At 32.6% G+C, this 19,451-nt stretch carries 22 protein-coding genes and 1 pseudogene; 15 read left to right on the top strand and 8 right to left on the bottom strand.

The window, feature by feature from the left end:
- The first annotated feature begins 109 nt into the window (after positions 1-109).
- The 3 genes from MC378_RS12275 to MC378_RS12265 are packed head-to-tail and all read left to right on the top strand — an operon-like array spanning position 110 to position 1,285.
- Positions 110-367, top strand: a complete 258-nt coding sequence (locus tag MC378_RS12275; protein WP_242179056.1) for a hypothetical protein — start codon at positions 110-112, stop codon at positions 365-367.
- Between the two features lie 2 nt (positions 368-369).
- Complete coding sequence (locus MC378_RS12270; protein WP_242179055.1) at positions 370-942, top strand: hypothetical protein; 573 nt, start codon at positions 370-372, stop codon at positions 940-942.
- A 22-nt stretch (positions 943-964) separates the two neighbouring features.
- Positions 965-1,285: a hypothetical protein gene (locus MC378_RS12265; protein ID WP_242179054.1), complete on the top strand. Its 321-nt coding sequence runs from the start codon at positions 965-967 to the stop codon at positions 1,283-1,285.
- A gap of 66 nt (positions 1,286-1,351) precedes the next feature.
- On the opposite strand, the gene MC378_RS12260 is transcribed toward MC378_RS12265, so the two are convergent.
- From MC378_RS12260 to MC378_RS12230, 7 genes are all read right to left on the bottom strand, one after another.
- The gene (locus tag MC378_RS12260; protein WP_242179053.1) at positions 1,352-1,774 is read right to left on the bottom strand and encodes a hypothetical protein; all 423 of its coding nucleotides are present in this window, start codon (positions 1,772-1,774) and stop codon (positions 1,352-1,354) included.
- Entirely contained in the window at positions 1,746-2,285 is a 540-nt protein-coding gene (locus MC378_RS12255) for a hypothetical protein (protein WP_242179052.1), read from the bottom strand. The genes MC378_RS12260 and MC378_RS12255 overlap by 29 nt, the downstream gene beginning before the upstream one ends.
- A 45-nt stretch (positions 2,286-2,330) precedes the next feature.
- Positions 2,331-2,942 (bottom strand): hypothetical protein, encoded by a 612-nt coding sequence (locus MC378_RS12250; RefSeq protein WP_242179051.1) that lies wholly within the window; start codon positions 2,940-2,942, stop codon positions 2,331-2,333.
- A complete protein-coding gene (locus tag MC378_RS12245) occupies positions 2,939-3,154 on the bottom strand; it encodes a hypothetical protein (protein ID WP_242179050.1) in 216 nt (71 codons plus the stop codon). The genes MC378_RS12250 and MC378_RS12245 overlap by 4 nt, the downstream gene beginning before the upstream one ends.
- Before the next feature lie 18 nt (positions 3,155-3,172).
- Positions 3,173-3,355, bottom strand: a complete 183-nt coding sequence (locus MC378_RS12240) for a hypothetical protein (RefSeq protein WP_242179049.1) — start codon at positions 3,353-3,355, stop codon at positions 3,173-3,175.
- 61 nt (positions 3,356-3,416) lie between these two features.
- The gene (locus MC378_RS12235) at positions 3,417-4,205 is read right to left on the bottom strand and encodes a DNA adenine methylase (protein ID WP_242179048.1); all 789 of its coding nucleotides are present in this window, start codon (positions 4,203-4,205) and stop codon (positions 3,417-3,419) included.
- A gap of 53 nt (positions 4,206-4,258) precedes the next feature.
- Positions 4,259-4,726, bottom strand: a complete 468-nt coding sequence (locus tag MC378_RS12230; protein WP_242179047.1) for a JAB domain-containing protein — start codon at positions 4,724-4,726, stop codon at positions 4,259-4,261.
- Between the two features lie 125 nt (positions 4,727-4,851).
- On the opposite strand from MC378_RS12230, the gene MC378_RS12225 reads away from it, so the two are divergent.
- From MC378_RS12225 to MC378_RS12175, 12 genes and pseudogenes are all read left to right on the top strand, one after another.
- Entirely contained in the window at positions 4,852-6,033 is a 1,182-nt protein-coding gene (locus MC378_RS12225) for a type IV secretory system conjugative DNA transfer family protein (protein WP_338048449.1), read from the top strand.
- 66 nt (positions 6,034-6,099) lie between these two features.
- Positions 6,100-7,038 carry a tyrosine-type recombinase/integrase gene (locus tag MC378_RS12220; RefSeq protein ID WP_242179045.1) on the top strand — a complete coding sequence of 313 codons (939 nt, stop codon included), beginning with the start codon at positions 6,100-6,102 and terminating at the stop codon, positions 7,036-7,038.
- Between the two features lie 344 nt (positions 7,039-7,382).
- Positions 7,383-8,276, top strand: coding sequence for a tyrosine-type recombinase/integrase (locus MC378_RS12215; protein ID WP_242179044.1), 894 nt, complete (start codon positions 7,383-7,385; stop codon positions 8,274-8,276).
- Between the two features lie 86 nt (positions 8,277-8,362).
- Entirely contained in the window at positions 8,363-8,719 is a 357-nt protein-coding gene (locus MC378_RS12210) for a replication protein (protein WP_242179043.1), read from the top strand.
- Between the two features lie 260 nt (positions 8,720-8,979).
- On the top strand, positions 8,980-9,333 hold the full coding sequence (locus MC378_RS12205) for a helix-turn-helix domain-containing protein (RefSeq protein WP_242179042.1): 354 nt from the start codon (positions 8,980-8,982) through the stop codon (positions 9,331-9,333).
- A complete protein-coding gene (locus MC378_RS12200) occupies positions 9,323-9,814 on the top strand; it encodes a hypothetical protein (RefSeq protein ID WP_242179041.1) in 492 nt (163 codons plus the stop codon). Before MC378_RS12205 ends, MC378_RS12200 begins: the two co-directional genes overlap by 11 nt.
- Positions 9,815-9,969: 155 nt before the next feature.
- Positions 9,970-10,785 carry a hypothetical protein gene (locus MC378_RS12195; RefSeq protein WP_242179040.1) on the top strand — a complete coding sequence of 272 codons (816 nt, stop codon included), beginning with the start codon at positions 9,970-9,972 and terminating at the stop codon, positions 10,783-10,785.
- Positions 10,786-11,010: pseudogene (locus tag MC378_RS15490) on the top strand (Ig-like domain-containing protein); the annotation flags it as partial. It lies immediately after the preceding gene.
- A 234-nt stretch (positions 11,011-11,244) separates the two neighbouring features.
- A complete protein-coding gene (locus MC378_RS12190; RefSeq protein ID WP_242179039.1) occupies positions 11,245-11,463 on the top strand; it encodes a peptidoglycan-binding domain-containing protein in 219 nt (72 codons plus the stop codon).
- Between the two features lie 225 nt (positions 11,464-11,688).
- Positions 11,689-14,397, top strand: coding sequence for an Ig-like domain-containing protein (locus tag MC378_RS12185; protein WP_242179038.1), 2,709 nt, complete (start codon positions 11,689-11,691; stop codon positions 14,395-14,397).
- Positions 14,398-14,701: 304 nt separating this feature from the next.
- Positions 14,702-14,914: a hypothetical protein gene (locus tag MC378_RS12180; protein ID WP_242179037.1), complete on the top strand. Its 213-nt coding sequence runs from the start codon at positions 14,702-14,704 to the stop codon at positions 14,912-14,914.
- Positions 14,901-15,413, top strand: a complete 513-nt coding sequence (locus MC378_RS12175; RefSeq protein WP_242179036.1) for a replication protein — start codon at positions 14,901-14,903, stop codon at positions 15,411-15,413. Before MC378_RS12180 ends, MC378_RS12175 begins: the two co-directional genes overlap by 14 nt.
- 41 nt (positions 15,414-15,454) lie before the next feature.
- On the opposite strand, the gene MC378_RS12170 is transcribed toward MC378_RS12175, so the two are convergent.
- Positions 15,455-19,249, bottom strand: coding sequence for a tetratricopeptide repeat protein (locus MC378_RS12170; protein ID WP_242179035.1), 3,795 nt, complete (start codon positions 19,247-19,249; stop codon positions 15,455-15,457).
- Positions 19,250-19,451: the final 202 nt, after the last annotated feature.

Genomic DNA, 19,451 nt, shown 5'->3' with positions numbered 1-19,451 from the left:
CAAGGCAATAAAACTCATTTTTATGAAAAAAGTAGTATTTCAAATTTTTTTAGCGTGTACATTACTTATTGGAGCAACGTCACTACAATCGTGCAAAACATCGTCCATTATGAAAACTTCCAGCGAAAGTTTTGCAAAAACCAATCCCGATGACATAGAGGTCTTTATGTCTAAAAAACCAACCAAGAAATTTATAGAGCTTGGAACGGTATCTTCTTCAAAACACGTGATGGGGTTTTCAAGGTCAGATAAAAAAATCTACAAAGAATTAAAAGAGAAAGCAGCTTCTATTGGAGGAAACGCTATTATCAATTTAACGGAAGATTTAGCAAGTAAAAAAGGAGTAGTTATTAGATACACAGAATAGTTATGAAGAAATTAAAACTATGCCTCATTGTCGTAAGTACGATGCTGATGAGTTTCTGTACAAATCAGAAACTAACCAAAGAAAATGCTCTTGAAATTTTAAAAAGAGATTTCAAACAGAAATGTTACCAAGGTTTAATAAGTGATAATATCTATTATTATGGAAATTACTATCAAAAAGTAAGCAAATCAAATGAAGAGGATATAGCCGAGATTCATAGCTATATTATGGAATTAAAAAAGCAAGGATGTGTAACTTCGGTAGAAGATAAACCGAGATATATGCAATTTACGCTTACCTCAAAAGGGAAAAGATATCAAAGTTCAAAAAAGGACAGAATAGGAAAACTCTTTGAAGTAGCAACATCAGAAATTGTATCAGTTTTAGGAATCTCTGAAAATAAAAATACAGGAACTGCTATCGTAAAATTCCGATTTAAATACAAGCCAAGTCCTTTTTACAATTTACGCAGGTATAAATATAAGTTTAAACACAAGGATACATGTAAAGACAAATTCTATGAACATGAAGTAGAATTTATAAAGTTTGATGATCGTTGGGAAATCAAAAAATAATAAACAACTAAACTTTAGAAAAATGAAAAAAATAATAATTATTTTAATCGCTTGTATAACCTTAACTTATTGTTCAAATACTGATGAACAAGACAATCCTTTTGGCGGGGAACTGGTAGGAACCGTTTGGTTAGGAACAGGAGATGATGAAGGGGAAAGTTATAGCTTCTTATCAAACAAAGATTATAAATTTGTAGAGAGGGGATTTATAGAAACAGGAACTTATACTTTTGATGGTACAAACGGAACATTAATCAATCCCGATGGTACGTTTTCTTTTAAAATTGATGGTATTACGATGACCGTTGAAGATGGGAGTTCAAGCGTATTTATTAAGAACTAAACTTATCTATCAACATACAAAGTAAAAAAGCACTCAATATTTTTGAGTGCTTTGTTTATTCAATTGTTATTTGAGCCAAAACTTTTCAGCTTCTTTAAAACCAACCCATTGATGATTAGCATTAAATCCACGACAAGCTAATTCATAACGAATGAATTTTTCAATTGGAATATTGTGAGCGAGTATAAATCTCAATAACTCACCATCCATATTAGAAAATGCACCTTTGATTTCTTCCCAATGGGGTAATATCTCCACATCCGTATACATATTTCGGATGTGTTTGTAATCCATTTGAGAATAATCAGCTGGTAATGTTTCAAATTCTTCATCTTTAAAGGTAGGATGTGAGGGAGGAATTATAATAAAATCTCCTTCAATACTTTGGATCACTCCAACTTTTTCTCCACCTACTCGATGTTTGAAATTTCGCCATAAAGCGACATCAATAGCTTTCTGCTTATTGGGTTGTTGTTCCAGTTTTTTCATCGGCTTTTATGTTTGGTTTTGGTTTGTCTTCTTTTGGTAAGACACGTCCATTTAGAGAAATGATATCTTCTCTTGATGATTTAGGGTCTGTCCCTTTTTTACGAAGCAACTTCTGTGTGTTGAACAGCGAACGACATTTGATATTAAATGCTGAATACGTAACTGCATCTTCTTTGTTCTTTAAGCTTTTCAAATAACCTTCATACAAAGCATTATTGCTTAACTGATGGTCTTTGGCTTTTAATATTAAGTCAAAGGCAACGGTTGCAATAGTATTCACCGTTTTCTGATTTTCATTAAAATCAAATCCCAATTCAGTAATCTTTGCTTGCTGGTCTTCATCCGCATATTTCAGTAGGACTGAAATATCTTTTTGCTGTTCTTTTAGACGATTCACAATTTCTTGTTTTTCGTCTTTTGCTGATTCAATTTTTACTTCTACCTCTTGTATAAGATTTTGGTCTGTTTGGATGTTTTCTATTAATACATCCACAATACTTGATTTACTCATAATGCTTGTTTTTGTGTGCGTATTGCACGGATTTATATTTAATTGTTAGTACTCATTATGTTGAATTTGCCAAAGCGAATGAATGGTTAGTTCCTCACGTTTGAACTGTTGTTCTTTGATGATGTTATCAATCTCCGCTTCTGCTTCTTCTTTAGTGTCAAAGAAATACGAAGGCTTGGTAGTGACTGCATAAACATCTTCTGCAAGTACATCGGAAGTGAAAATAGCATATACCTTTTTAGTGGTATTGGTCTTTGAGCGAAGCGCATGATAATTAGCGTTATCATAGGGATCCCATTGTTCCACAGGCTTACTCGCCAAATAATGGATTTCATTTTGACTTTTTTGAAAGAAATCCGTCACTTCTGATTGTGAATAGTCCAGTATATTGGTAATTGAACTATTGATTTGTTCAATCATATAGGAAAGGATATTTACATCATTTCCAATCATAGTGCTAAGCCATTCATCTGATTTATGAGCTAAACGCTCTTTGGTAAATTTCTTTGGAAATAGCCAACAGACCATCTGAATCAATTCATCACGAGTAAGCTGTTTTAAGACAGCAGGATGAATCGGTTTCGGTATTGTTTGTGAGAGTTGCTCTGCTAAAAATTCTAAATAGATAGCAACGCGTTTTTGGACTCTGATTTTCATATCGTTTCATCTTTGGGTTCACAGTGGTTTTCTATCGTTGCCAGCAAGTGGTGGTAATTTCCACTTTTCGCTTCTTCCATTACTTGTTCAATTTCTTCGGATGTCCAACCTTCTTTTTTGGCTTGTTTTCGAAAGAATCCCATAATCACAAAGGCATTTCCATCCACTCCAATCAAATTGAGATTGACGGTTTTTTCAATTACTTTTTTCATTGTTTGATTTTTAAAAGATTAGTATTTACAGTGTTCCAAGATGGTTGCGATGAGATGGTCTTCATCATCGTGTTTGGTCGCTTCAGAAATTACTGTTTGTATTTCTTCTGAACTCCAACCCTCTTGTTTGGCAAGAAGCTCAAAGAGTTCTAAAACGGCTTGTGTGGTTCCTTTAAAACCTCGAAAATCGAAGTCAATCATTTTGTTTTGGATTTGTTCCATATTGAATTGTTTTAAGATTGTTTATTTTTATGTGAAAATTTTAGATAGGATAATTAGCAGTTAAGACTTCTATTTTGCGTCCTCTGTCTTTTCCTGCAACTGCTTTTCGAGCAGAGAGTGGTTTGTCAAAAGTTTTGGTGTACCATCCATTTTTTTGGATGTATTCATCCAAAATTTCAGAAGGATACGAACTCAATAGAAATTTCCCTTTGATAGAAGAAATGGTTTCCATTAAGTCTCGAAAATCTGCTGCTGTGTATCCATCATAATGTCCCATGTTACTATTAAAGTAAGGTGGGTCGATATAGTGGAAAGCATCTTCTGCATCTCTACTTTGGATGACTTTACAAGCATCATTGTTTTCGATTTGAGCGTTCTCTAATCTTTTAAAAATTTCTTCATTAAACGCCAATTTCTTGTTTTGAAAAGCTTTGACTCGTTTTGAATATTTATCGTAACCCCAACTTCCAATTTGACAAGAAAACCCCATATTCGTTCCTACATAAAACGCCCAAGCTTGTTGGATTCTATCAAACAAGTGGGGCATTCTATAAATTGCCAAAGCAACGGTGTAAGTTGCTCTTGAAAATAAAGTGGCTTCTATTTTTGTTTTTAAAGCCTCAAAATTCGTTTGAACCACTTCATAGAAATTGACCACCATATTGTTGGTGTCGTTAATTATTTCAGCTTCTGATGGAGGTTTTGCAAAAAAAATGGCACCACCTCCAAAGAAAGCTTCTGTATAAATTTTATGATTAGGGATAAATGGAAGAATTTCTGATACTAAATTGATTTTACCACCATAATAAGTGATAGGCGTCTTGGGCATAGGTAAGTTAAAAAGTTAAAGATTTATAAAGTAGAAAAGGCAAAAATTACCAATTACAGTATTCCTTCATCGGCGAAGGAGAGATAGGTTTCTGAAGTTAAGATGAGATGATCTAATAATTTTACATCAAACAAGGACAGTCCTTTTTTTAGTTTTTCAGTAAGCTGTTTGTCATTTTCACTGGGCGCTAATTTTCCTGAAGGATGGTTATGCGCCACTACGATTTGTGAGGCGTGTGACAACAAGGTTAGTTGAAAGATTTCTTTAAGATTCACAATCACTCCCGAACCACTTCCGCAACCGATGGTAGAAATACCTAATACTTTGTTGGCTCTTGATAAAAACACAACATAGAAGAATTCTTTGACATCGATGACATTAATATCGATATAGGTTCTCAATAGGCTATCTACATCTTGTGCAGAAGCAATCCCTTTCATTTCTGAAAATAAAGGACGTTTGTAATGAATTTCCACTTCAGCGCAACCGAGCACTTCAGTAGATAGTAACTGTTTTTTCATTGTATTAAATTAAGGTTTATTTACACCTATTCTATTGCAAACACCAACAAGCTTATAGATATCCTTTTTGGTAGGGATTACTAATAGACCTATCTATATGTGGTGGATTCGGAACGCTATGCTGTATGTCTATGCATTTTTTTGATCCATATATATCCTATTTTGCCCGAGTAGACTTCCGAGATGACACTAATTTTTTCGGTATTCTTCAGCATGACCGATTGATGGGAATGTATTTGTTGGGGAAGACAGCCAGCGGAAAATCAAACCTGATGAAGGTCTTGTTGTATCAAGATATATTACAAAATAGAGGGTGTTGTTTGTTTGATATTAATGGTGATTTACTCAAAGAAATTTTAGCTCTTGTTCCAGAGCATCGAAAAAAAGATTTGGTTTTGTTGGATGCGACCAATTCCGATATAGAATTGGGTTACAATCCTCTTAAAAAAGTAAGTTACAATAAAAGAGCATTGATAGCTTCCAGTTTGTTAGAGACTTTTCAAAAAATATGGGGACAACAGTCCTGGGGATTGCGACTGGAATATACACTTCGAAATGTAATCTTAACATTATTGGATATTCCTAAAGCTACCTTTGAGGACATTCCAAAATTGTTATTAGAAGAAGAATTTAGACAAAAATGCTTGCCCTACATCATCAATAAAAACGTCCTTCGATTTTGGGAGCAAGAATACCCAAAATATAGCAAGTCAGATATTCTTCCTGTACTCAATAAAGTAGGTAGTTTCTTAAGCATTCCTATTTTGCATAAAATCTTGGTAGAGAATAAAAAACAAATTTCACTTCGATCTATTATAGATGGAAAAAAAATATTCTTGGTCAATATTTCAAAAGGGAGTTTGGGAACAGATGGGGCAAACCTTTTAGCCTCATTATTATTAACATCATTAGCTTCGGCAGGATTTAGTAGAGTTGATCTTGAAGAAAAAAAGCGAATTCCGTTCATCATTTTTTTAGATGAATTTCAAAACTATACAACTGGGTCGTTGGCAGGAGCCATTTCAGAATTGCGAAAATTCGCTATTGGATTTGTGTTTGCGCACCAATACCTCGGACAATTGAAACCAGCCATTAAAAATGCAGTGTTAGGGAATGTTGGAACTATCGTCTGTTTTAAGTTAGGGACAGATGCCAAGCAAATGGAACATGAATTTTATCCAGTTTTTGACGCATCTGATTTCATCAATTTGGAACATTACCATATCTATGTAAAACTACTCATCAATGGAAAAGTATCCGCTGGATTTTCAGCAAAAACAATTCAGATTCAAGACTTACAAAATTAACTTCTGTAGTAAGACCTAAAAAGGTTGTCTATCGACTGCCTTTTTATTTGGATAGACTGCTATGTAATGAAACATCAAGAACTAAAGGAATTATTTCAAAATTATTTAAGTGAATGTGAGTACAGTAAGCAATTAAGAAAAGCTACTATAAAAAGCTATCACGATGTTTTCTCAACATTTCAAAAGATAATGCCCGAGATTATTTTAGTTGATGATCTATATCCGTTGGTGATGAATCTATTTTTCCAGCGTTTAAAAACCCGAAAAAAGATTGTGGGAAAAAATACGGTTAGAATCGGCGTAAAAGATTCTACCATACGAACCTACTATAATAAGTTAATTGCTTTTTTTAGATGGTTAGAGAACCATCAATACATACCATTAAATTTCACGAAACAAATTGCAAAACCAGCGAACCCTATATACGAAGATGAACAAGCTTTGAGTTCCTATGCAGTTTCTAAAATTATCGCAGCTATTTCACTCCATACCACTGATGATGTTTTTGCCCATAAAAGAGACTTATTAATCATTAGCTTATTTATCTACACAGGAGTTCGAAGAGGAGAATTGTTAGGATTGCGAGTACAAGATATCCACCTTGAAAACAAGGTGCTTTTTATCAATGGAGCAACTTCTAAAAGTAAAAGAAGTCGAAAAATTCCTTTACACCCAATTTTACTATTACAATTAAAAGCCTATTTCTTGGAACGTAAAAAAAGAAAAATCACTTCTGATGCACTCATTGTCTCTTGTAAACAAGATACAGCACTCACACATTATGGGCTCAAACATTGGGTAAATAAATATAGAAAACTCTCTGGAGTTTCTTTTCACGTTCATCAAGCGAGGCACACCTTTGCTTGTTCATTGGCAAAATTAAATGCAGACGTGACAACAATTATGAAAGCCTTGGGGCATAGCAACCTTAAAACAACACAAAGATATTTGCGTTCTATTAATTCTGAACACTCAAGAGCTTACATCGATCAACTTTCTTTTTGATTTTTATATTCAATAATGTCATACTTATGGAGTCGATAAGATTATACATTAAAATCATACTTGTATTGCAAACAAAAAAGCCTGGGGCACGTTCTCTTTAGGAACCGACCCTAGACTTGCTACTTTTCACCGTATTTTTCTCTATACCCCTTATATTTTCCCCTTTTGGTGCGCATGCTAGGACTTGAACCTAGGACCTCGTCATTATCAGGAATCAGACCGATGAGAATTTCTCTAAAAGCTATATAAATATACGTTTTAGAGAACTTTAGTAGAAAATACAAGCCCTTTTCTATGGGCACGTCTTTTTGCTTTTTTAGGAGCAATGCAGATACACAACATACATGAATATTGAATTATTAGCCGAAGACTTTTGCCACCATGCAAAATACATCCGAGGCGTATCAGAACAGACTCTTAAACGCTACCGACAGAACATTTCTAACTTCTCTAGAGCGTCAAAAATTAACCATATTAGCGATGTAAACCAGAAAAAGGTGCAATCGTACTTCCTCAAAGGAAGAGTCGTTAAAAATTGGACACCTCAAACCTATAGAACTTACTATATGTCACTTTTAGTGTTTTTTAGATGGTGTGTAAAACATCAGTACTTAACCGAAAATTACGTCAAAGAAATTGAAATTCCAAAAATCCCAAAATCACTTCCGAAAAAACTGACGCAACAACAAGCAAGTTTAATTTTAGAAGTGGCATATAACTATCCTTATACGCAAACCTATTTGCGTTATCGAAATCACGCATTGTTTTCGATGTTCCTTTTTACTGGACTGCGGAGAAGCGAATTATTGAATTTAAAACTGACAGATGTTGATGTTGAAAACCATACTGTTTTTGTCAAAGGGAAAGGAGATAAGGATCGGATTATTCCTCTTAATACAAAATTGGTGCATTCATTAGAACGGTATTTGGTAGAGAGAAAAAAGAAGAAAAAAACCTGCTCTGAATTTTTCACATCTTCAAATCGAAACAGCGGTTTTACTGACCAAGGTTTGAAAAAGACAATTTTGATGATGCGCAAATCAACAGGAATATATTTTAAAGCACATCAACTTCGTCATACCTTTGCAACCTTAATGTTAGAAGGAGGTTGTGACATCTTTAGTCTTTCTAAAATGATGGGACATAGTGATATCAAAACAACAACCATTTATTTGTCTGCAACTGCAGAGCATCTTCGTTCACAAGTAGTCAAGCATCCAATGAATGCTACTTTTTGATATTAAATAGAATAAATAGCGATACAGATTGTAGAAAATAAAAAGGTTGTCTATCTCGAAAAGCATCTTTCCATTATGCTTTCAATATGACTTATTACCCTTATACAAATGTGCCTAATGTTGTCTTTGATTACTTACCTAACTTAAGTTACACTGAACTAAAAGTATTGTTATTAATTATCCGTCAAACCTTTGGCTGGATGGATAAAGAAACGAGAAAACAGAAACAATTTGACTGGATATCTATTCGGTTTTTTGCAAAAAAAACAGGTCTATCAAAACGAGCGATTTCGGATGCCATCGCAAAATTAATTCAGAAAAAGTTAATCATCGTTAAAAATGAAAAGGGAAAAATAGTACATCACAAGTTACAACGAAGAAGAGCTTTAAAATTATATTTCTCATTCAATTTAGAGGCTACCTGTGCAGTTATTTCTCTTTAAGGACTGCAAAGAAGTAACACTACAATTATTACACATACAAAAGTACACCGTAAAAAAGTAACAGCATCTTTAAATTCTTACACATAAAATATAAAGAGATCACTTTATACACATTGCTTCCACAAAACTTACAAGGACCCGCGATTTTTTTTGTACTATATACAAAAGAGCATATCTATTGTGTCGTTCATTTCTGGTTTATCATGATGTTAGGTTCAGAAATTAAACCTAAAAAACTTGAACCTTCTTAAATTAAAATCATGTTTAACGCACTACATTATTTAAAAACCTATCGGGAGCGGGCAGGAATTTCCTTGCAAGATATGGCTCGAATTATTGGAATGGACATTGGAAATCTTTCAAAGGTAGAAAATGAAAAATTAGAAGCGAGTGTTCGTATTTTGTTTACCTACCATTTAATCTTAAAGATTCCGATGGAACGGCTTTTTAAAAACCACTATCCTGAAATTACCAAGAATTGTTTGGACAATGCACAAACACTCAAAGAACGATTGCTCGATGGAATGACCACGCCTACTGTTGGAAGGCGACTTATTACGTTGGACACTATTATTGATCGATTAGAAACTTTACAATTACAATATGGAAGCTAACGAATTGACGTTGGTTTTATATCCCAATTATTTTGGAATGGGTTATGTAATTTTTGAAGACAATCCAAATGAGATTGTGAATTATGGAATGGCGAAAATCAGACCTTTTACAAAAGATAATTACATCAAGCGATTACATAAATTTGTAAAACGTTATCGACCCACTATTGTCATTCTTCGAGGTTATGAAAAATATGATAATAGAATCAGCAAACGCATAGTTAATGTTATTAAATCTTTTGAAAGGGAAGCTGAAGTTTTAAAGCTAACACTCTACTCGTATTCAAGAACACAAATAAAAGAAGTATTTGCACAGTTTGGAAGTAAAACAAAATATGGTATCTCGAAAATTATTTGTAGTTGGTATCCTGAATTGGAATCCAAACGTCCTGATTTTCGTAAGAACACTCAATCCGAAGATTATTGGATGGGCTTGTTTGATGTGTTTTCACTCATGCTTTCTCATCATTATTTGCAATAGCTATTAGTGGTTATGATAAAACTGATATTTTTTGAATAAGTAAGAAAATACTTTAAGTCATCATTTTGGATGGTGTTTTTATGTATAGAAAACACTGTTGCACAACAGAGGTGTTACGACAAGGATGCATTATAAAATCTCTTTTACATTATATTTTGATTGTTAGCTCATTTACTTTTAGTCTAAATGATATAGAAGCACAGACAGTATCTAAGTTTGATATTGACATTACAGGCATAACTCAAACGGTAGATGTCAGATTTGGAAATGGTACTAGTTTTACTACTGGTTTAAATGAGTCATATGATGCCGGGTACATATTTACTGGTAAGCCTGCAAATCCTGAAGATGATATTTTAGGAGGTACTACAGGAATCTACACAGTTCTCGTAGATGATACCCTAAGCCAAGGTATAGGTTTTATGATACAAACTCTACCATATGCTGAAATTGGAGATATGAAAATATCTTTAGGAGTTAATATTGCCGCAGATGGAAGTGAGACTATTACTATTAACAATATTACAGCTTTTCCAGCAGGTCATAGAATCATTATAGAAAATAAAAACTCAAGTACTTTTACTGAACTTCAAGGAGTTGGGGATAGTTATGTAGCTTCATTGACTGCTGCAGAACCTGAAAAAGGACGATTTTTTCTCCATACAACAAATGATGTTGTTGCTCCTGCTGGACCTGGATCAATGACAACACCTAATAGCACAAATAATGATATTGACACAGATATTGTTGGTTCTTGTGGTATAGATGCTCCAAATGGAAATGTCCTGGTAACAACAACTCCTGCGAATGGTTTTACAAATCAATACAACACATCAATACTATTAGATGTTAATGGAGATTTTACTATTACGGATCCAAACTGGATTGAAGGTGTTTATACCATATCATTTTCTTGTCGAGACAAGGTAGGGAATGGACCAACTATAATGGGGTCTTTTGGTTCAATTTAAATTGACATCACCCCACCAATTACACCAACCATAGACCTAGTATCAGCAAACGATACCACCATCAGTGGTACAGGAGAAAATGGAACAACCATCACTCTTGATTTTGGTATATGTACCAACGCACCTGTTATTGTAGCTGGAGGTGTATGGTCATGTGATATTGCACCAATTGATGCACCTGAAAAAGGTGATACTATTACTGCAACATTTATTGACGGTGCAGGGAATGCATCTACAGTTGATTACACTATTCTAAACACTAAAAAATCAGGAAGTAGTTCAAAAAAATATACCTGTAAAGATGAGACAGCTAACAACTATTCTCGTTTCGGTACTCATAAACAATCAAAGTGTGAGTTTGATGGAGAGAGCATAGATACTTCATTTTCAAAATTTAACTTACCTGTAGTAACAGATATAAAATGTTATATCGAATATACAGAACTCATCACTATTGGAATGAAGGGAAGCAAAGTTCAACAAGTCCAAGAATGTATATTTTCTCATGGTCACATAGTAGGGCCAATTGATGGAATTTTTGGAAAGTTAACTTATGCAGAAATTCGTTCATATCAGGAAAAAAATAATTTAATTATTGATGGGATAATAGGACCACAAACTGCGAGTTATATGAATGCTCAATCTGGTTTAGGTTTGGATGGTAAAACTAAATTTTAAAATAACTTGGTTAATATGAACCTTCAGATAAGAATATTATAAAACCAAACCAGTTTTTCTTGATAGTTTAGAATTAGTGTAATTTTTTATTAGTTTAAAATGAATATGATTTTTATTAAAACTGTTGAAGACAACTAGGACAATAGTTTTTTTTTTGGTAGAATTAGTAATGTATTAAGCTAATATTTTTAGTTTAAAAATTATTATTAATTCTATACAATAACTATGAAAAAACTATTACTAACATTTATAACTATTGGACTCTTTGGTACAACATCTTCTGTTTTTGCAGAAACTCAAGCGTGGAATTTTGATATTCCAGCGAATTATACGCTTTCTTCTGCAACAGACCTTAATATAACAACAAGTTTAGGGCAACTAACAGAAGTTCTCAGTCCGACTCTTATTGGAAATTATGATACGACAGGCACAAGTTTTGAAATAACTATTTCTTCAGATGAAAATACTATTTATGTAGCTGATTATAGTTCAGGGTTATCTATTATTGATATCTCCACCCCAGCTACACCAAGTCTCATTGTTGACTTTAATACACCTGGATCAGCACGTGATGTTAAGGTGTCTTCAGATGGAAACACTGCTTACATTGCTGACGAAAGTCTAGGCTTACAAATCATTGATATCTCCACCCCAGCTACACCAAGTATTATTGGGAATTATGATCCTACTGGTTTTGTTCGTGGTGTTGTGCTTTCATCAGATGGAAATACAGCATATATAGCAGCGAGTAATCTTGGCTTACAAATTATTGATATCTCCATCCCAGCTATACCAAGTTTAATCGGTACCTATGATACTCCTAGTTCAGCAAATAAAGTTACCATTTCCTCTGATGGAAATACTGCTTACATTGCTGATGCTAGTTCTGGGCTTCAAATTATTGATATCTCGACTCCAGCTACGCCAAGTTTAATAGGTACTTATGATACCCCTAATTTCGCAAGTAATCTTGCTATTTCCTCTGATGGAAATACTGCTTATGTGGCAGATCAAAGTTCTGGTCTTCAAATCATTGATATTACCACCCCAGCTACGCCAAGCTTGATTGGAGTATATGACACTCCTGGAAGTGCTTATGATGTTACTATTTCTTCAGATGGTAATACTGCATATATAGCAGATCATTCTTCAGGTCTTCAGATTATTGATATTTCAACCCCAATTACACCTTCTTTTATTGCTACATATGATACTGCTGGGGTAGCGTTAGGAATGGCAAGAATGTCTTCAGATGGAAACACTGCTTACATTGCTGATGCTAGTTCTGGGCTTCAAATCATCGATGTCCGATTAACTGCCTCTTATTCAGCAGACTCTCCCCACATCACCCCAACAACCTCTGAAACTTTCACCACCTCAGTAAAATCTTTCACTGAAACACTCGGTACTAACAACGCAGGTACAACAAACTATCAAGTCTCAACAGACAATGGAACTACATGGAACTATTGGGATGGTGCAGCTTGGGCAACAACAGTTCTTGTTGATGGTACGGAAACAAACACAGCTACAGAAATAAATACAAACATAGCAACGTTAGATACTGATGGTGGAGACTTCCTTTGGAGAGCCTACTTAACCTCAGATGGAAACCAAGATATCGAACTTGATGCTATTAGTATTACTTTTGATGACATCATCCCACCTTCAACCCCTTTAACCCCAAACCTCCAATCAGGATCAGACACAGGACTCACTAACTCTGACAACAAAACATCAAACAATACTCCTGTTTTCGATACTCAGTGTACTGAAAACGATAGTACTATTACTCTGTATGCTAATGCTGTTGCAGTAGGAACACATACCTGTACAGCTGTAGGACCTGTATCAGTAACAGTTAGCCCAGCAATCGCTGACGATACCTATGACTTCACGCTTACTGAAACAGATCTTGTAGGAAACGAGTCAACAGCATCAGCAGCACTAGAAGTTGTTATCGATACCACTATCGATCTAACAACAATTAACACACCAACCACCGGTGTACCTGTATCAGGAACTGCTGATGCTAACAGTACGGTAACTATCACTACACCAAGTGGAGCAACGTGTACGACAACAACAAATGCAACAGGTACTTACAGCTGTACCCTTGCTCCAATACCAATAGATACTGAAAACATTACCGCACAAGCAACCGACATCTATGGTAATACAGCAAGTAACACTGAAACAGCAGGTATTGATACAAATGCACCCATAACACCAACCATCACCCCAGTATCAGCAAACGACACCACCATCACCGGTACAGGAGAAGATGGAACAACCATCACCCTTGATATTGGTACTTGTACCAACGCACCTGTTATCGTTGCAGCAGGTGTATGGTCATGTGATATTGATGCAAGTGATGCACCAAAGAAAGGTGACGCCATTAATGCCACCACAACAGATGCTGCGGGGAATTACAGTACCGCAAAGTATCGTATTCCAAACCCTAAAAAGAGTGGAAGTTCAAAAAACTATACCTGTAAAGATGAGACTGCTAACAACTACTCTAGATTCGGAACTCACAAACAATCAAAATGTGAGTTTGATACAGATGTGACATCAACACCAATAGTTACACCAACAGAAGCAAACCCATTTGGTGGAGAATTATGTTCTTCAGAACTTACCATCACTAACAACATGAAAAACGGAGATACTAATGGTGTTTACAGTTCTTACAACCAAGGTGTTGTAACTGAAGTTTCAATTCTTCAAGCTCACATCAACAGATTACTTGCTGATGAATATACTCAAGCTGCAGGACCCGTAGACAAATGGTTCCGTTCTAAAACAAAACTAGGTGTAGAACGTATTCAAACAAAACTTAATCAACTGTTACAAGGGAAAATCACACCTCTTGATGTTGATGGTGTTGTTGGACCGTATACCAAAGCTGCTATTAATATGAGTTGTTAAGAATTTTAATAAAAAATACACTTCATTGTGTATTTTTTTCATTTTATATAATTACTGTTTGTACTTTCAACCATCAATTTGTTGTTTCTCTATACTTATAGAGATCAATATATACCCCAAAGGGATTTAAATTATATAGTGGCAACCTCCACAACAATGGTATTACATCAAGAATGCCCTACAACACCACTTGCACGACATAAGTCAAAAATGATTATGAGATTTATCAAACATTTATTACTAAAATTCTTTAAATATTGGGCTTAAACCCTAAGGTTGATTGTACATAAAATTGAATTTTAGTATGACTAAATTTTATAATGTTGTTACTCGAAAAACTATAAACAAAGAGAACAGCGACAAACACATTTATCACAAGGTCGGAGTTGTAAAAGTAACTGAAAATGGAGGTTGGTTTTTACAGTTATATCATCAACCAGATACAGACTACATGATTTTTCCAAATCATAATGATAATTTACCCGTGATTGATTTTGGAAACAATGAAGTTAACTAATACCACACCAGTTCCAAATTTATTTTTTGATAAACATATTGGAAATTTGAGTGGTTCAGCGGTTCGCGTATATTTAAAAATCATCCGAAATCTTTTAGGTTGGCGGGATGAAAATGGAAACGTAAAACAAAAAGATTGGATTGCTCATTCGCAATTTGAGAAAACTGGTTTGTCTAATAGGAGTGTCACCAATGGAATTCAGGAACTGTTAGACCAAAATCTTATACAAGTAACTGATTATCTGAACAATGATTTAAAAGACCCATTTAAGCGTAAAAAAGCCAAAAGAGTTTACTATTCCTTACTTCTGGAAAACCAAGAAAAAACTACGTTTTACAATGAAAAAACAAAAGAAATACCAACGCAAGAACTACGTTCTACAAAAGAAATTTCTTTACCAAAGTACAACGTAAATGAACGTATTCCTGACCAAATAAGAATGGAGCAAATCAAACAAGAACAACAACGTAAGCAAATGCAAAGAGACAACTGGTATTAGTTGTTTTTTTTATGATGCTAAAAGCTGAGGCTTTTAATAAATTAAGTATACGCATTAATTTCCTCTAACTTTTTAAAAGTTTTATCACGATATTTATAATCTGAATTTAAACTCATAATTTGAGCAAAAGAATTATTTGCAATGCCCTTTATATTTTTGACAGATTCAAAAGGCTCATTATTTAGTACTAAAGACCTATGACACAATATAATAATATTGTTATGAATCATAACGGTATAATGTGGTTTATTAAACATCTTTAAAGCTTTAAAATAAGACTGGTAAGCATCTTTGTATCTTCCGAGTTCTTTTAAAAAATTACCTTGATATCTATAAATTGTTGGTATTTGTACATTTTCTAAATAGAAATCGCAAATTTCCAAAGCCTTTTCATATTGATATTTTTTATGTATGACTTCATGGGTTGTTTTCAAGAAAGCTCTAATGAAAGGAATATTATCGGATTGAGTTTTATATACTTGTTTTTTATAATAAAGAGCAGTTTTGTAGTTTTTATGATAATGGTAATAAAAATGACCTAAACGTGTAATAATATTGTTGTACAATTGGTAGTTGTTTTCTTTGTGAAATTCGGTATCTAATAAAATACTTTTTAAAATTTTAATTGGTTTAGATGGAAATTTCTGACTTGATGTTCTAATAATATTCGCCGCTAGTTTTTCTTGATTTCTGTAAAAGAGAAGTTGATTTTCATAATCATCTTTTTGAGTTTCCCATAAAAATATTTTGATTTCTCTTTTAAGTAAATTTATTTTTTTCTTAAAAATTTCAACGTGTTCGTTTTTTAGTTTTTTTAATAAAGAGTTATAAATTTTAGTATGCTTTTTGAAATTTCCTTGTTTAAAAGGAATAATTGAATAGAGTGCTTGATTTTCTATAGTGGGATCTATTTTTAAAACATATTCCATATATCTAAAGGCTTTTACCAAAGCTTTAATTTGATTTTTTCTGTTGATTGGTTTTTTAGGGTGATAATATTGAGAATAATCAAAATGGTTTTTTGAGAGCTGTAAAAAAAGATTTGACGTTTTAGAATTTATCAAATTGTTTTTAATAAAATTCTCTAAAACCCTATCACAATTATGAAACTTTCCAATTTTAAAAAAGTAATCGAATTTCAATTTGTTTATTTGAATATCTAAAGGGTATTTTTTAATTAAAATATCAATCCCGTATAAAACCTCTGGATTAGCAATTGTTAATGTTTGAATACTCTTATCTATTTTTTTAATGGTTACTGGATAAGCTTTAGGAATAAAGCTACTAATTCTTTTATAATATTCAGATTGAAGTGCGATTTTTTTATCTTCAGTATCTAAAGAAGATTTTATTTCATTTAATAATTCTTTACTTCGTTTCTTTTCTGATTTTATATAACAGAATATGGCAAATTCGAATTTGATATCTGTATTAAAATTAAGATGAATCGCTTCTTCAAAATAAGCCTTTCTTTTTTCATCTGAAAATCTCCAGTTTTGTGCTAGATAGAAAAAACCAAGACCTTTTAAATGATTTATTCTTATGTCGTTTATTATATTTTCAACTTCTCTAAAGTTTCTTAAATAAAACAAAGCCTTTATTCTTAAAGAATTTTTCTCTGCATATAAATCTATCTTTCTAATTTTATCTAACGCTTTAATGCAAGCAGTATATTCCTCAACTTTAAAATAGCATTTTGCTATATCTAAAAGTATCAAATCATCAGCCTTTCTATTATTTGAAATTCTAAAATATTCAATAGCTTCATATAAATCATAAAAAGAACTGTTTATTTTAGTTTCCGAATTTCTATACATTAAATGTTTTGCGTATCCAGAATAAATAATAGCTTCTTGGTTCATTGAATAGGTTAAGGCTGCTTTTAAAAGGTTCTTAGATTGTTCATGGTTAACGGTTAATCTGAGTTGTTGTTGGTAAAGAAAAGAAATAAAATAATTATTGTAATTTTCATTGGAATGAATTTCCTGAATTTTTTTAAATATTAGTGCTGTTGCATATTTACGTTTATCATATTTTAGACAAAAAGTAACAAAAGTACCTATTGCTTTAGTATTTGTAGTTGCTGGAAATTTTTTAAAATGATTTTGAAAAATTAAAAATATTTCTTCTTTGTACTTGTCAGGAGAAATTTTAAATAATGTAACTGCATATTGGAAGTAAGAATATAACTCAGCTTCTTCTAGTTTTTCAAAATAGAGTCTTGCTTTTTCTAAATCCTTTTTGTTTTTGAAATAGATTTTTCCTATTTTTCTATAAATTACAGAAGGATATTGGTAGGTGTTTAAAGTCAAACTATTTGTCCCGTGCCAAATGGCTAAATCAGGGTTTTTGTCTGCTAAAAAATAATCCATTCTTAAGCCAACAACTATTTCTTGGTTTATTTTTTCATATGATTCTAAACTTTTAATTAATTCAAGAGCTTTGGGTTTATCTTCTTGTAAATAATAATAAAAAAGTGCTTTTTTAAATTTAAAATTGTTGGTTACTTTCTCATCTATTTCTTCAAGCAAATTTTTGCTATAAACCGTATAGCCTTTGTTTGAATATTCATTGATAAGTTTTAAAACAAATTCCTGACAAATGGTTGCTTTTTTTGGGTCTTTATTAATCAGTTTGATCAGGAATTCATAAAAACTATTAACAAAACGATTTTCTTTCAGCAAATAAAAATCCTCTAAATTCCAAAAAGAAAAAGCCTTTTCAATATCATTACTTTCAAAATAATAGGTAGCTAATATAAAGCGAATGGTTCTGTTTTTATTTTTAGGGAATGGTAAATCTTCTAACGCTAAATAGTAAATTTCAATGGCTTTTTCTTCCTTTCCGAATTTAATTTCACAGTCAGCCCAGTTTAAATAAAAACTACTGGATTCTTCGGTGTTTTCTTTTTGCAGAAGACCAATACAATTTTTAAAACTCTCGTGCATTTTTTGGTAATCTCCCAATTCTGTATAATAAAAACCCATCAATCTATACAAAAGTGTTTGTTTAGGAATTGAAGGGTAGTTTTTGGAATGTATCAGATTGTTGAAATCGATAGAAAAATCTTTAAAAAGAACAAAGAAAAAATATTTTTTTAAGGCGATTTTTATAAATAAACGTTTTTCTGTTTTTATTTTAAAATCACAATAATCTAAAATCTTAAAAATTAATACATCATCAAATTCCATTGAATTTGCTACAGCCACACCTTTTTCACTTAATTGAAGATATGAAACATCTTGATCAAAATAAGAGTGAATTCTATTTTCTTCTTTGTTTTGAATGATTGATAGTTTTTGTATCTCCCATTCTTCAGGGACTAATTTTTCAATTAAAGAAGCGGGTAGGTATGAATTAAATCGATCTAAAGTGGCTACATAATTAAATAAAGAGAAATCAAAAGTATTTTGTTGATGTATTTTTTTTCTTGTATCCGTTATTTTTATGGAAGGAGTTTGTTTTGAGGTTAAATTTTTATATTCCTCTATCCGCTTATACCACTCCTCAACATTTTCTGGAAAATAAAAACTGTAAAAATCTATAGACTTGGCAATTTTACCACCCACACCAATAAGACCTTTTTTCTGATGATTTCTAATGGTAGAAACACTTATTAGGCAATCTTCAACTTTTTTGCCATCTGTATGATTCATAAATGCTATAAACTCTTCGGAATGAAGTTTATTTATTAGAGCTTCCTTTTCGTGTTTACCTAGACCTTCTTTTGCACTACGTAATCTAAGTTTAAATTCTATAAGATTCGTCTTAACAATGTTTCTAATTGTATCTGGAACTGTGCCTTTAATAGTAGATACTTTACTTTTTACATCCACAGAATCATTATTTTAATAACAAATTTATCTTTTTTAGAACAATATTAAAAATTACTTCTATTTTTTACTCTTAAAAACTGCTTTTACAAAAATAATTTTTAAACCTTGAAAATATATAAGTATATCAAAGCCTTTGATTATGCTTAATATCTTCATTGTGTCTTCATTGTTCTTTCACTGTGTATTAAGTGTGTCTTTATAG

The sequence above is a fragment of the Polaribacter marinus genome (assembly GCF_022662535.1).
Taxonomy (GTDB): Bacteria; Bacteroidota; Bacteroidia; order Flavobacteriales; family Flavobacteriaceae; genus Polaribacter; species Polaribacter marinus.
Note: the sequence above shows the minus strand (reverse complement) of the source record. Positions and strands in the feature narration are given on the sequence as shown.